This window comes from Microbacterium sp. P5_E9 (assembly GCF_054049175.1).
In genome coordinates, this window is record NZ_JBFUMV010000003.1 from 263800 (window position 1) to 277830 (window position 14031).

Consider the following 14031-nt stretch of genomic DNA (forward strand, 5'->3'; position numbering starts at 1 on the left):
ATGTACCGGTGTGAATCGCCGCCGCGACTCCCGTCACTCACCCGCACGTTCGGCCGTCGGCGGATCAACCGGACCGTACGGCGCGATCGCAGGCGTCGCAGTCATTCGAGCTCCGCGGCGCCCGAATCGCGCGCGCGTGTAACGGGCGGCGCGCATCTCATAGGCCTCTCGCCACTGCCGACGAACGTCCGCACCCTCCACGACCAGCGCCGAGCGCGCGGAGAGGAGCTGCTCCCGCCGGGTCTGCGCCGCGATTCGGCGCTCAGCTGCCGCGGCATCGCGCGCCGCCGCGGCCCGCGCTACGCGAACGCGCTCTGCCCACTCCATGCGCTGTGCACGCGGAAGGCCGCGCAGTTCATCCTGGGTAGGTTCGCGGACACCCTCGGGGATCGGTGCCTGGAGCGCCGCCCGCGTGACGGCGACCTGGGAGTCCACCGCCGACAGCGCACCGTCGATGAGCCGCACCGCCTCTGCCTCGCGCTTGCGGTGGCGTGCCTGCACACCGTGCAGCGTGTGGGTGTGCGCCTCGTCCGGGACACCCTGGGTGCCGCGCGCGTCCCAGCGGCCGCGAACGCTGAGCGCGAGTCCCTCGAACAGACCGATGTGATCGCGCGGGACCGGGCAGGTGGCGGTGAACTCACCTGCGCCGATCGTGACGACGGGGCTTCTACGAGTCATGACGTTCCTCCTTCGGTTCTGGACGTCCTCGTGGTGAGCAACCGATCCCACGTCAGCACTCCCCCGGCTCACCTTTGCTCACCACGACCGCCCTGTTGCGGACGGCGGCGTTGAGGATGAGGTGCCCGGATGCATCGATATCCGGAACCCGGCAGGGCCATGAGACGCCCCACCCGCGCACCTCGATCGCCGCGGAGTCGATCTGGGCTGCGTCTGCGACCATTGCCCGGATTCTTTCGGCCCGAGCGAGCGAGAGAGCCTCGTTGAAGCCCGCATCGCCGCCCTCCGAGCTCGCGGAACCCTCGACGATCCAGTTTCCGGGGCACGAGGCGAGTTCTGCCACGAGGCCGTCGATCGAGCGGGTGGTCGCAGCAACGTCGGTGAGCTCCGCGCTGCCGGCGGCGAAGCCGATGGTGGTGTCCGCCAGCTGCTGCGAGCACGCGGAGGGAGGCGGCGGCAGCGGCCGCTCGATGGGAACCGGCGTGACGAAGGGCAGGTCGCCGTGCGACTGCGGCTGCGCCGTCATGTTGACGGGCTCGAGCTCGACGTCAGTGGCCCCCGCTCGCGCGAAGTACTCGGTCCAGATTGCGGAAAGCGCGGTGCGCGCGTCCTCGGTGAGCGGCTCCTGCGGATCGGCGACGATCCCGAGGCGCGGCATCCGAATCCGAACCGACGATAGATCAGGCAGCCCGCCGTGCTGCTCAACGACCGTGACGAGGTCCGTTGGCTCGGCGTAGAGCCGCCCCTCGAGCAGGCTCAGGTCGCCCATCGACGGGAGCCCCGGGTCGAGGACGGTGAGCGTGTGCGCCGCCTCGGGGCGGAACGCCTCGGCGGCGAGTGCGATCGCCTCAGCGAGGTCGACCTCGTCCGTGGCGGCCACCTCCTCCAGGATGGCGCCCGTCGCATCGTCGCGCAGCTTCTCGAGCCACTCGCTGCGGTCGATCGAGTTGCCCGGGAGTGCTGGGATCGTGTAGTCGATCGCCACGAAAGGGCTACCGTCGCCGACGACAACCGTGAGCCGGTCGCCCTCTGCGTCGAGGAGGGAGAGAGCCTGGGCGAGCAGCTCGGCCTGGAGTGCCGGGGCGCCCATGTGAGCTCCGACGACGACGACGACATCATCGACCGCGCCTGCGGGCTGGCTGGCGCAGGCGGTGAGACCGACGACCGCGCCGACGACCGCGAGGGCCGCCGCGAGGCGGTGGGGGCGAGGGGATCGGGACATGAGGGGCTCCTTCCGAGCGGGGTTCTGACGGAACAACTGATCCCACGCGGCGGAGAGCCGCGTGGGATCATGTCACGCCCAGTGGGGGCCGCAGTCGGGGCAGGTCACTCCGATGCCGCAGTCGCACCCCGCCGCCCGCCAGGCCCCCGAGCAGCGCGCGCAGACGGCGAGGAGCAACCCGCAATGGCGGCATGTCGACCCGCCTGTCGGCCTGCGACGGAAGAACCAGCGCCAGAGCGTCATGCCGCATCACCCCCAGCCGCGGACGCGATCGACTCGTCGCGCATCTCGAGAGCAAGCGTCATGCGCGGATCGCCGCTCGCGTTGCGCAGCGCGGCGCGGTACACCTGCTTGTCTCGCCCGGAACGGGCGTCAATGGCCCCGAGCTCGCTGCCCCACATGGCGAGCGAGTGCTCGAGAGCGCCCTCACGCAGAGCGACGGTTCCGTCGATGGCCGCCTTCAAGGACGTGAGCCGGATGACCCGCTCTTCGCATGCCCGACGGTCGCGACGTGCCTCGAGCTCCTCGACGCGGGCCGGATTGTGCATCAGGAGCTCCCACAGCACGAGCATGCAACCGAGTCCGAGGAAGACGACGACCCAGAACAGGAACGGAACGACAGGCTCGAAGACCGTGTTCGGATCGACGGCGACCGACGGGGCCGCATCCCCCTGGAAGGAGCCCCGAGCCGCGTCCTCGGCCTTTGCCACGGCCGCCGCCCGGTCGATCGTCACGCGTATGGTCGCGAGAAGCACTGCGGCGGCGACCCAGAATCCCGCACCGACAGCCATCCCGATGCGCTGCCAGCGGGCGAGCGTCCCACCATGGGCGGCGACGTTGAGACCTCGCCCGATGAGGAAGGGGAGCATCGTGATCACCGCGACTGTCGATGCCGCGATCGCAGCGGGCGAGAACACGTCGGCATCGTCCGTGCGCAGGTAGGCGCGCATGTTCGAGTACACGACGATGCTCTCGATCGCGAGCGGGACGAGGAAGGGGAGGAGTTCGATGAACCGCGCCCAGACGATCGCCCAGCCGATGTGGGCCGCCCCCGGTGCGATCGGCCGACCAGGGTAGCGTCGGCCGTCGGATCGGGTCGCCGTCCCGCTGAGAACGTCGAGGGTGGTGCGGTGATCCGTGACCGAGTCCTCGCACTCCGTCAGGGCAATGCCGAGCTGCTCCTCGACTCCGGACTGGGTTGCGGCGACCACGTCCTTGCGCGGGGTGATCCCCTGCCCCTGGCGCGCAAGCTCGATGAGGACATCACCGGCGGCTTTCGCCTCCTCTGTGTCTTGAAGCGCTCCGACCGACTCGACGATTCCTTCCGCGTCGCGCAGGAAGTCGAACCCCAACGGACCGAGGCCCGCGGCGACCGCTTCGGCGTCGACGGCGTGCGTCGACACATCGCGGATGGCGTGCTGCTCGGCATCCTGCTGCGATCGGCCGCTCGATCGGACCGGATCGCCCTGCGGCGGGTTCGGAAGGTGGATCTCCGGTCCGTCCGCGCGCGTCGCGTCGTCGGGGACGGGCAGCGTCTTGCGGGCTGATTCGGTGGACGGTGCGCTCATGGGGTCCTCCTCGGTCGAGCGGCGGTTTCTCCACCGAACAACCGATCCCGAGGTCCACTCACGAGTGGGGTAGCAGCAGCTCCGCGATCGCGCGCTCGAAGGGTGTGAGCAGCTCCGGCGCGTTGCGAGAGGCGTACACGCGAATCACGTCGGCAGCCTCATGATTGATCCAACCGTCGACGGCGACCGCGATCGCGGCGCGGACGAGGAGCTCCCGTGAACGGTCTGGAGCATCCCGGGTGACGACATCAGCATGCTCGAGAGACCAGAGCAGAAGAGCGTTGACAGCTTCGCGCGTGAGACCGCCCCCTTCGAGAGCCTGCGCGAGCTTCGAGATCGCCCAGTCCCCATCGTCGGGGCTCGGCGCCGGATCCGGACCCAACGAAGCGATCGCAAGGACTGTCGAGACGAGGCGTTTGGCAGGCAAAGGGGTGATCTCAGCGAAACGCTGGTGAAAGTGCCGCGAGACGAAGGTGCGGTGCCGCCGCCGCTCGGCCTCGTCAGTGCGGCGGAGGTCGAGTCGGGAACGTCTGATCGCCTTCAGCGACGTCCACGGGAAGATTCCCTTGTATTGGCCGTCCGGCGCGAGCTTCGGAATCTGGTCGGTCGTCTCGTCCGGCACCACTACGTGGTACACCCAGGCGCCGGGGTTCGACTCGTTCCGATCGAAGGCATGGTCGAGGACCTTATGGTCTTCGCCTCCGAGCGTCATGTGTCCCCTGCCGAACTGTGCGACCAGCTTGTCGGAGCGATTGTTCAGGGCGATCTCCGCTTGGTCCGGGCCCGTGGGAACATTCGTCAGGGTGAAACCGCGCTCACGCAAGACCCTCATCGTGTGCACCACGCCTTGGTCGGGGAACTTTCCGAAGCTCTCGCCGGTTCGCCGGACGAAGGTCGCATCGAGCCAATCCACGACATCCTTGGCGACGACTCCTCCGAGGGATCGGGACACATCCGGGTCGAGTTCCGGCACGAAATGGCGGAGTCTGTTCCGTTGTTGTCTTCGTTTACTTTCAACGGGATGCGGTGCAGACCGGAACCCCCAGAACAGGTTCTCGGTGTCGAAGAGGACGTGCGTCTCTTGCCGGTCGGGTGAGCCGTCGGGCGTCCGCTCGGTCAAGACAGCGACCCCTCCGCCGCGAATCGGCGGCCCGGGCCTGTGGCACCGCCGCCCGCGTCCCGACTGCGGATCAGGTCGCGCGCCTCGGCACGCTCACGCCTCGCGCCTCGCCGGGCAGCCCCCGTCAGACGCGGCCGAAGTACGGACTCCGCGGCGTAGACATCGACGACGAGCGCTTCGGCGGCCCCGGCCACCCTCGTGGAACCGACATATCCGCCGTCGTCACGCGTCAGCGGCATCACCGCGATGGGAAGGTCGCCACCCGGCGAGTCGACAGCGCGGTAGATCCTCGCGAAGAGGACGGCGCCGCTGTCGTCGGGCGTGGCGGCGACTCGTACCGTGACCAGCACCCGCCCGTCCGTCGCCTCGACGTCCATGGCCACCGTGTCGTCCGCCCAATCGAGCACACGTGGTGGCACCTGCGTCCAATCGACACTCTCGCGAATCTGCCCAGTGCTGCCCGGATCCGCGCTTGCGGCAAGCGCGAGGGAGGCCCTGTTGAGACCGCGGTCAGCGAGGCGTGCAAAGACATCGGCGCGCTCCGCAACCCAGCTGGCGAGCGCCCCAGCGTCGGTCCCACCGGAGGTTTCAGGGGTCAGGACAGCGCCGCGCGTGACGATCTCGTCCAGCGCGTCCAGCTCTTCCTCGGTCGCGCCCGCCACGATGCCGGCCTCGCCCACGAGCACCGCGTCGAGCGCTCCACGGAGGGCGTCATCGGCGGACCTTGAGCCGCCTCCCTCAGCGAGCGCTGCGGCCCCGTCGCGGAGCACGCMGAGTTGACCCTGAAGAAGAGCTCCGGCGAGATGCGACCCGCCTGCGATCGCCTCGATCTGCCAGGCCAGTGCCGCCAATTCGATGCGCAGCAGCTGGGGATCGATCGGACTGACATCGGGCGACAGAGGCCAGTAGCGCCACAGCCATTGCCCGAACGCGATGCGGGCGAGGATCTCACCCTCCGGCGCCGGATCCGTCGAGACGACTGCCTGCTCCCCGGATTCCTCCGTGTCATCGATCGACGAGCACCTAGCGACGACGTCAGCGACAGCAACGCCGAAGAGCCGCACCAGCCACGGCCTGGCCGCAGCATCGTGGTCGATGACCGCATACGGAAGCGCCGCAGGGTCGCGGGCATCGAACACCACATACCCCCCTGGCAGGTCGAGCGCCGAGGCGAAGACCCCGTTAGCCCTCCCAGCGGGCTCCACACGCACTGTGTCACCCGCGATGCTGATAGTGACCACATGGCCACCGTTGTCCTTCATCGGAAACTGTCCCTTCCGCGCGATCGCTCGCGCACACCAAGATCCCCAACCGATACCACGCCGCGATGCCGCGGCTCAGAGCCGGAAGTGATCATCCAGGTACTCCAGCAGGTCGTCCCATGTGGCGGCCGCCTCCGCGCCGATCGACACCTCGCGTCCGTCGACCCGGCGGGTCACGGTGGACTCGCCGCGGCGGATTTCGTCGGCTGCGGCATCCCAATTCCTGCGAACCTGCGCGCGCTGCGTCCCGTCGGCGCTCGAGAGTGCCGCACGAAGGTCATTCATCAGATCCTTGAGCGCATCATGCGAGCGTGAGCGCGCATAGTGCTCCATGGTGAGACGCACGCGTTCATCGCGCTCGATCGTCGATGTCTCGTCAGGCGGATCGGATGCCGCCGCGGTCGCCCCGGACGCGGCCACGTGCGGGCGCTCTCCAGTTCCGCGCTTGTGGCGCTGCCGGATCGTGCGCACCATCGACTGCATCTCTCCGCCGATCAGACCCCAGACGGTCTGAGGGTCGGAGAGATGCCCCGACCGGTATTGCGCGTTGTGCAGCGCGTCCCAGAGCGGAGGAACCAGCAGGATCTCGATGGCCAGCAGTTCGTCCTGCGCCCGAGGGCTGAGCGCGTTCCACGCTTCATGAGGAGAGGTGCGCAAAGAACCCAGGAACGATCGGATTGCGCCCGTCGTGAACCGCGCGGACGCGGGCAGCTGCGACATGTGGCGCCGGTAGTCCGCGGCCGAAAGCAGGAACGCGGTCGGGAGGGTCGACCGGTACGTCCGCATCCCGGCAAGGAGGCCGGCGCGCGCCGTCGGGTACGCAAGACCGAAAGGCCGTCCCACGCCCGCGATCTCCTGCTCGATCAGGTCACGCAGGCGGGGAAGCTCGGCTCGCCATGGCTGGCCACTCGCACTCTTCGCCGTTGACCACAGTCGTTCGAAGATGGAACGGTCGAGGGGAAGCGGCCGCATCGCTCCGAGGCGAAGCGGATGGAAGACAACCGGACGGGCAGGGGGGTCGGTCGCGGACAACGGGGCGGAACCGGGGTCGGGCGCATCGACGGAGATCGCCGTCGCCCACGCCTCGCGGCCATGCGGCTCGTGGATGATGGGCGAGCGCTTTTCGAAACCCACGGCATCGAGGAAGACGTGGATGTGACGTTCGTATTCCTCGCGGGCCGCAAGGGCGGGCGATTGCGTGTACTCGAGGGAGTCGTCCAGCCACGTCTCGAACAGCTCCAGGTTCGCCGGGTCGTCGAATGCCTCGCGCAGCCCCGTGACATCGATGACCTCGTCGCGCGCATCCGACTCCCGCGCTGCTGCGAACACGTCGCCGAGCGCACGGGCGGTGGCGATGATGTCCATGTCCGTCCGATCCGAGCGCGTGAAGAACGCAGCGATCGCCGCAGTGAAGACCGGGTCGGTCCCCGTCGGCAGTCCCCGGGAACCGAGGTCTTCGACGACACGACGGAGGAAGCGCGAGAGCAGCGCGATGTCCGCCGCAGCGTCAAGGATGCGCGCCCGGATGATGTCGACATCCGTGCCTTCGTATTGGGACCCCAGAGAATAGACATCGGCGGCCGGATAGGCGGATCCACGGAAGAGCTCGCGCAAGATCGGCAGGGCGGCTCTTCGCAGCGGGGTTCTTTCCTTGGCATTCGAAAGCGGCCCGAGCAGCACCTCCTCGGGAAGCGTCGCCCACACCGTGACGACGATCCTGCGCCCGCTAGGCATCGCGTCCCCCTTCGCCGCGAGGCGGCCCCATCTCGGTCACTCTAGGGGATCTGCTTCGGCTGCTCCCCGCGCTCCGTTCGATCCGGCGCATGGTGGTTCGTCACCGCAGCCCAGGTCAACGGCGAGTTCCCCCACACCGGCTCCGTTCTCCACTGCTCGAGCCGCTCCCGCTGCCAGCGGTTCAGTCTGCGCACGGGATCAGAATCGGCGTGGAATTCATCCACTGCATGCGCGAGATCCTCGAAGGGCGTGTGCTGCATCGGTGCGGCATCGTCCACCTCGAAAACGGCATCGGTGAGAAGCGGCCAGCGTGTTGCCGTCACGAGTTCGGCGCCGAGTTCGAGCATCGCCGTGACCAGTCCGAACGGCTCGACGTGTCCGAGATCAGTGCCGCTCTGGCAGGCGATGAGGGCGACGCGAGGAGGCATCGGCCAGAGGTGTGCACCCAGAAGTCGTCGTACTCTGCCATCCACAACCGCGGCGTCTGGAACGGTGTCGGGCTCGGTATCGAGCGGTGCCGTGGACGTACCGACCAGCAGATCCTGCGCCGTCAGAGACCGTGTGCGAGCGGCGGCGGCGGGTGCGGGGTCGAACGAGTCGTCGTCGATCGGGGACAGCAGCAGCCCCGTCGTCGCTGCGGTCCCCTCGCCGGGCACGACGTGGCCGACGAAGAAGAGCCGAGACGGTCGCGGCTCGCCGAGCAGCTGCGTGGACAGCCAACTGCGGCTGACCCGCTCGCCGCGGAGCGACCCATCGAGCCTGATCTCCGACCCCCAGGCAACCGCAGCCTTCGGGAGCACGTGGCCGCTGGATGTCACCGGGTCGATCACATAGAGCGGACGCCGCGAGGATGCCTTCGCGGCAGCCCAGGACGGATGCGCAATCGCCGGGTCGCCGTCACGCGATAGCAGCGGAGCCATCATCTCGACATTCGCGATATCGATGAGGCGCTTCTCGGGCCGCACGAGGTCACCGATCGACAGCAGCTCCCACGGGACGCGGATGCAGGACGCCGCGGGCAGCACCCGAACCAGAACCTCATCGCGGTCGAACCCGGCAAGCCGCTCAAGCAGGGGCCGCGGCAGGAGAGTCGCTCCGAGGTCATCGGCGAGCTGCTGCTCCCGATCCGGTTCCGCAAGGGCACCGGTGACACAGCGATGCGCCATCGCGGTCGAGCGCAGCCGGTGGATCGCGCCGGGCCTGCGCTCGTCTTCGATGTCGACGAAGGCGCGCAGCCCGATCGTCTGCCACTCCCGGCTCGCCGCCCGGATCATCTCGGCGTCGGCGATGGCTTCGGCTTCGGAGTAGCCGGGCAGCGCCTCGTCGAGCCGACTCAGTGCGCCGGCGAGCGCATCGGCGGGGATGACAGCAGAACCGGGCTCGTGTCCGTCGCTCCACTCCCACGACCAATAGGAGCGGTCGCCTGCGTCGATGCCCATCAGTGTCCCGATGGCGCGAAAGCCGGAGGATTGTTGCCCGTCGCCGCTGTCGTCACCCATCGGAGCAGGAGTCTACTGCGGCACTAGCCTGTTGTGGGGGGAGGCGGGTTTGGGGCATTCGAGCGACGTGGCCGCGCGAATCGCGGAGTCGACCGTTGCGCGCCAAGCCGGGGTGCGGGCGGCGCGCGAAGGCGACTACCGGCTCGCGCGTCGTCGCCTTACCGAGGCTCGCACGGTTCTTGGGGACATCGACTGCGTCGACGCGCACGTCGCTCGAGCACGTGCGCTTTTCGACGCCGCGCATCTTGCACGTGAAGCGGGTCGCCTGTCCGACGCTGAGGCAGGCATGCGAGGCGCCGCCCGATCGACACCCGATGACGCGGATCGGGTCACGATGACGATCGATCTCGCGGATGTTCTGACTCAGGCGGCCGCTCCGGGGAACGTGGAAGCCGCGCGCCTGCTCGACGATCTCGAGCGCGAAGACTCCACCCTGCCGCCGGCCGCTCGTGCGCGTCTCCTCGATGTGCGCGGGGCCATGGAGTCAACCGCGGGCCGATTCGCTGAGGCGCTCGCCGCCTATGACGACGCGGCCAACCTGCGCGCCGACGACAGCGGCGAGCCAGGGCGCGCCGTCCACAAGCGCCGTCGTGCGCAGGCGCTTCTCGCCTTGGGGCGCTTCGCCGAGGCCGAAGCGGAATTCCGGGACGCGCTCGCGGGCGGCGCCGGAACCGGCCCGCGGCTGCGCGCCCTCATCCTTCTGGACCTCGCGGTTCTCGAGATCGCCCGCGGTCGATACGATGCTGCGGAGACCGCGCTCCGTGAGGCGCGCGGTCTCCTGGCTGGCCTGAGAGGGCTCCGATCCGCCCGCGACTGGGCCCGCTACCACGACACCCACGGCACGCTCCATCGGGTGCGCGGCGAGCGACGACGAGCCGCCGAGGAGCACGCAGAGGCGCTCGCCCTCCTCGATGCCGCCAGCGGATTCGATGGTGAGCAGTGGGGCGGCGCCGAGCGGGCGAACGCACTCATGAACCTCGCGATCGATCACCTCCTCGAACGCAGCGTCCGCTACACGCGTGAAGGCGCCCGCCTCCTCGGCGAGGCCCGCGCCGTCCTCGACAGGCTCGTCGGGCGGGATGCCGAGACGGCGCGCTGCGCAGCGAATCTCGGCATCGCACTAGCGCTGTTGGATGAGAGGCATGCCGCCGGCGAGTCACTGCGCGAGGCTTCGTTGCACTACCGGCTGGCTGGGCGGGCGCTCGAGCACGCGACGGTCGATCACAATCGGGCGTGCCTGCTCGCCTTCGATCCGGATGCTGCAGACGACACGCTTCACGACGCCCTCGACCTGATCGTCCCGGCGGCGATCGTCCGCGATGCGGCGCGGTTCGACGTGCGAGACGGCGACAACCGTCGTCGATGGTGGGCTGGCCAGGCGCGCACCTCCTATGCCGAGGCGCTCGCGATCGCCGCTCGCCTCAATGCGGGACGCTCGGAGCCGACGCTGATCGCAGATCTCATCATCAGCTTCCGCCTCTCCGGCCTCGTCGGCGTCGAGTCGGCAGCCGTCGTCAGCGCCGACCGACTCAGCGATGTGCTCCTGCTCGATCGCGAGCCGGCGGACATCGAGCGCGACCCGACTCCCGAACTCCTTCGGCCGATCCTCAGTCCACGTGTGGTCGGCGCCGGCGGCCGGGAGGTGCTCGCGGGGTACCTCGCCATCGCCGCGACGCGGTATCGAACGATTGGGTCGCTCCGCTCCGGCCGTGTCGCCTTCCTTCGGTGACGACCGTCGGCTGTGATGTCGTCACTAGCATTGTGGACACGGGGATGACGGGGAGCGAGGCGGCTGTGAGTCTGGGGGAGGAAAGTCGTGCGCCTGCTCGTGCGCGCGCCGTGAATGCTCCCGATCTCGCCTCTCGCTCCTGGAGATTCCCTGGCACGTCCGGCGAATCGCGCCTCGAGTCGGCTCGACGCCTCCTCGAGTGGATGCCGTACCCGATCGACGAGGAAGCCGCGGCGCTGGACGTGGCCTTCGGGCACCTCGAGGCCGGCGACGAGCTTCTTGCCGGCGAAATCCTCGCCGAAGATGCCGTGCGCCTTCGGCTGGCAGAGGTCGCCCACGAACTGCTCGGCACGGGGCGTCTGACCGACGCGGGTTACGAGCGCTCGCACGCCATCTCCCGCGTGGCCTTCGAGGATGTCGCGGGCGCTGTGGTCCTCGCTGCACAGGCACACCCCGAGTTCGCGGAACTGAGCAGGGAGTTCGAGCTTGAGCGGCGGTTGCGTGCGCGAGCGCACGGCCTCCAGGTCGTGATCGGTACCGAGATCGACGCCGCCGGCGGGTCCAACTATCTCGGGGCGCCGCTGTCGCAGCTGCTGACGGCGCGGGTCGACCTCGCCATCGTCCCCCCTCGTGTGTTCCCGTGGGATGGGCCGGAGAGGAGTGAGCTTCACGCGACCCGGCCGGAAGCAAAGCCGTGGGTGAAGGTAACGGCCGCCCTGCGGATGGCCGCGCCGTCGACCCCGCTCATGTTCTTCGTCATCGATCAGCACGGAAGAACCTTCGAAGCCGACGCCGATGTCGCAGGTGGCATGCTGAAGGCGAGGATCGACGTCGATCCCGACTCCTCGATCGCCGCAGTCGGCGTGCGAGCGGCGGAAGTCCCGATGTCCCACGCCGTCGCGCGGCTGCGCAGCGGCGAGGTCGACGCAACACGCCACCTCGTCGACGGATGGGCGCGTGATCAGCTCGCCCGCGCCGCCCTCACCCTGGGGGACGCCCCTCGGCACCGAGCATCCGTCGACCGTTGGCTCTCGGTGCACCCTGCCCGTGCCGCCGGTAACGCGCTCGCTGCCTTCCAGCACGCCGAGAGAGAGGTCCACCGGCGATCAGCAGAACCGGCATACGCCGCACTGGTGGCCGACGTCCAGTCGCGCGTGCGCGGTGCGAGCGAGCACATCGGGCGGGCCGCGTGGAACGATGTCAGCGACCTTACCGGCCCGCAGCGACCCCTCGTCAGCACGCTCCTGCTCGTGCTCGACACCCCTGCAGACGAGGAGACCCATGCCTGACGATTCTCGCCTGGCGCCTGTTACGTCCCCTCAATTCGATGATCTGCGATTCACCCTGCGCCTCGACCGCTCGGCAGGGACTCGTTGGTACGTGGCGAACTCAGTGACGCATCGCGGACGGACGTGGTCCGGCCCAGACACAGCTATCGAAAGAAACGCGTTCACCAGACTGCAATCCATGCAACTCGGCGCGGGCAGGTCCGTTCCGCCCGAGGATCGCCAGCGCATCATCACGATGCTTCTCGGAGAAGGTGGCGAACACCGCGGGCAGGGGGCCGACCTGGCAGTTCTGCGAGGGATCCTCAATCGGGGACGGGGCCTGGGCAGGAACCCGCTCCGGATCGTGCTCGACCTGAACTCCGACCCGTCTCTTGCCGGCGTGCCCTGGGAGGGTGCCCTCTGCGCGGAGTGGGACCTCGACGCCGTCGCGATCGTTCGGAGTGGTGTCGACCCAGGGCGTCCGATCCGAAGTGGGATCGTCCCGACGCTCGGCCACATCAACGCCCTCACGGAGCATGAGATGGACGACGCACACCAGGCCCTCCGTGGGCTTGTGGAAGGGTTCCATCCTTCTATGTGGAAGCCGCTCGACCCCGCCAAGGAATCTCTGCTCGAAATCGCCGGTGCCGTTGATGCCCCCGTCTTTGACGTCCTGCACTTCACAGGGCACTCAGATGCCAACCGTTCGGGTCTCTGGGTGTTCACGGACTCCGAGCCCAGCGAGTCGAATCGGGTCGAACTGGGGACACGGGATCTTCGCGAGCTGGCCGACGGCCTCCACGTGCGGCTACTCGTCCTCGCCGCGTGCGGCACGGACTTCCCAGACCAGTGGTCGATCGCCCAGAACGTGTTCCAGGGGACCAGAGTCACGGCTGTCGTCGCGATGCGCAATGTCGTGACGAACAAGACCGCGGCGCAGTTCTTCCGCGCGTTCTACGATCGGCTGCTCCTCCGGGTCCCCGTCGAGGAAGCCTTCGCCCATGCGCGCGGAGCACTCGATACCGCTGATCGGGGCCTTCCCCAGCTCTTTCTCAAGCTCGGTGCAGACACGCGGGTGTGGCCACCGGAGCAGCCGGCGACGAACCCGGTCGCCGTAGCGAACCCGATCCGGCATGTGATCCAGCCGAATGGTGTCATCCGGGTCGGTGCAGAGCTCTGGCAGCTCGGGACCGCCGACGGCCGGCTCGAAGCGTACGACAGCGCTGCGGATGATCTCGACGTCGTCGAGGACGGCACTTCCCTCGCTGTCGCTGCAGACGCACGCGCCGCTGTCGCGCTCCGCGACGATGCGATCGATGCGGCCTGGATCATCCCCCGCGGCCGCGACCTCGAACTCAAACGACCGGGCTGGTTCGAGCAGCTCGCCTCATCCAAGGCGGTGCCCCTGCCAGCGACTCTTCAGGGCCAGAATGCGCGAGTGCTCGCGGTCTCCGTGCTCCACGGGACGAAGTTCCGCATCCTGGTGGCGACCACGACCGACACGTGGCGAATCGTGCTCTCGCCGAACGGATGGGGAGCGCCCATCCTGCTCGCCGAGACCCCTGCCCTTGCGGCCCTCGACACGCTTCCCCAGCCGACCATCGCCCGAGCAGAAGCGCCGCTCACGGGGAGTGCGGCCGAGGCATTCGGCCGCACTCCCCGCGCGCTCGCGCTCGACATGGTGCAGGGAGTCAGGGGATGGTGCGCCGCCGTCTTGACGGCGCAGCGCAAGGTGGTCCTTGCGACCCAGGACCGCGGGGACGCCAAATGGTCCCGCCGCTCGGTCGACGACGCGCCTGGCGTGGTGATCGGCATCGGGCTCGTTCGGCAGGTGTCCGCGGCGACGCCCGAACTGCTTCTCGTGACGAGCGACGACGGCGAGGTCCGGGTGCTTGTGCGCGAGCTGTCTCCGTCAGCTTCCGTCGGGGCAGCTGTCAGTGACTCCTAGGCT

Annotated in this window: 11 protein-coding genes; 3 read left to right on the plus strand and 8 right to left on the minus strand. The window is 68.8% G+C overall.

Annotated features, from left to right (window positions below; all coding sequences use genetic code 11):
• Positions 1 to 33 precede the first annotated feature (33 nt).
• The 7 genes from ACXJ3V_RS07485 to ACXJ3V_RS07515 form a co-directional block, all read right to left on the minus strand.
• Entirely contained in the window at positions 34 to 678 is a 645-nt protein-coding gene (locus ACXJ3V_RS07485) for a hypothetical protein (protein WP_457099653.1), read from the minus strand.
• Between the two features lie 52 nt (positions 679 to 730).
• Complete coding sequence (locus tag ACXJ3V_RS07490; protein WP_457099654.1) at positions 731 to 1900, minus strand: hypothetical protein; 1170 nt, start codon at positions 1898 to 1900, stop codon at positions 731 to 733.
• A gap of 239 nt (positions 1901 to 2139) precedes the next feature.
• A complete protein-coding gene (locus ACXJ3V_RS07495; RefSeq protein ID WP_457099655.1) occupies positions 2140 to 3468 on the minus strand; it encodes a hypothetical protein in 1329 nt (442 codons plus the stop codon).
• A 58-nt stretch (positions 3469 to 3526) separates the two neighbouring features.
• On the minus strand, positions 3527 to 4441 hold the full coding sequence (locus tag ACXJ3V_RS07500) for a hypothetical protein (protein ID WP_457099656.1): 915 nt from the start codon (positions 4439 to 4441) through the stop codon (positions 3527 to 3529).
• A 143-nt stretch (positions 4442 to 4584) separates the two neighbouring features.
• Positions 4585 to 5829 (minus strand): hypothetical protein, encoded by a 1245-nt coding sequence (locus tag ACXJ3V_RS07505; protein WP_457099657.1) that lies wholly within the window; start codon positions 5827 to 5829, stop codon positions 4585 to 4587.
• Between the two features lie 96 nt (positions 5830 to 5925).
• Entirely contained in the window at positions 5926 to 7584 is a 1659-nt protein-coding gene (locus ACXJ3V_RS07510) for a hypothetical protein (RefSeq protein WP_457099658.1), read from the minus strand.
• 41 nt (positions 7585 to 7625) lie between these two features.
• Positions 7626 to 9083 carry a hypothetical protein gene (locus ACXJ3V_RS07515; RefSeq protein ID WP_457099659.1) on the minus strand — a complete coding sequence of 486 codons (1458 nt, stop codon included), beginning with the start codon at positions 9081 to 9083 and terminating at the stop codon, positions 7626 to 7628.
• Between the two features lie 67 nt (positions 9084 to 9150).
• Here ACXJ3V_RS07515 and ACXJ3V_RS07520 point away from each other — a divergent pair, with 67 nt between their 5' ends.
• Together ACXJ3V_RS07520 and ACXJ3V_RS07525 are read left to right on the plus strand one after the other, a co-directional pair.
• Complete coding sequence (locus ACXJ3V_RS07520) at positions 9151 to 10812, plus strand: hypothetical protein (RefSeq protein WP_457099660.1); 1662 nt, start codon at positions 9151 to 9153, stop codon at positions 10810 to 10812.
• 203 nt (positions 10813 to 11015) lie between these two features.
• Positions 11016 to 12101: a hypothetical protein gene (locus ACXJ3V_RS07525; protein ID WP_457099661.1), complete on the plus strand. Its 1086-nt coding sequence runs from the start codon at positions 11016 to 11018 to the stop codon at positions 12099 to 12101.
• 100 nt (positions 12102 to 12201) lie between these two features.
• Here the strand turns inward: ACXJ3V_RS07525 and ACXJ3V_RS07530 are convergent, their stop codons facing one another.
• Positions 12202 to 12759, minus strand: coding sequence for a hypothetical protein (locus ACXJ3V_RS07530; protein ID WP_457099748.1), 558 nt, complete (start codon positions 12757 to 12759; stop codon positions 12202 to 12204).
• Here ACXJ3V_RS07530 and ACXJ3V_RS07535 point away from each other — a divergent pair.
• A complete protein-coding gene (locus tag ACXJ3V_RS07535; RefSeq protein ID WP_457099745.1) occupies positions 12676 to 14028 on the plus strand; it encodes a CHAT domain-containing protein in 1353 nt (450 codons plus the stop codon). The genes ACXJ3V_RS07530 and ACXJ3V_RS07535 overlap by 84 nt on opposite strands.
• The last annotated feature ends 3 nt before the right edge of the window (positions 14029 to 14031 follow it).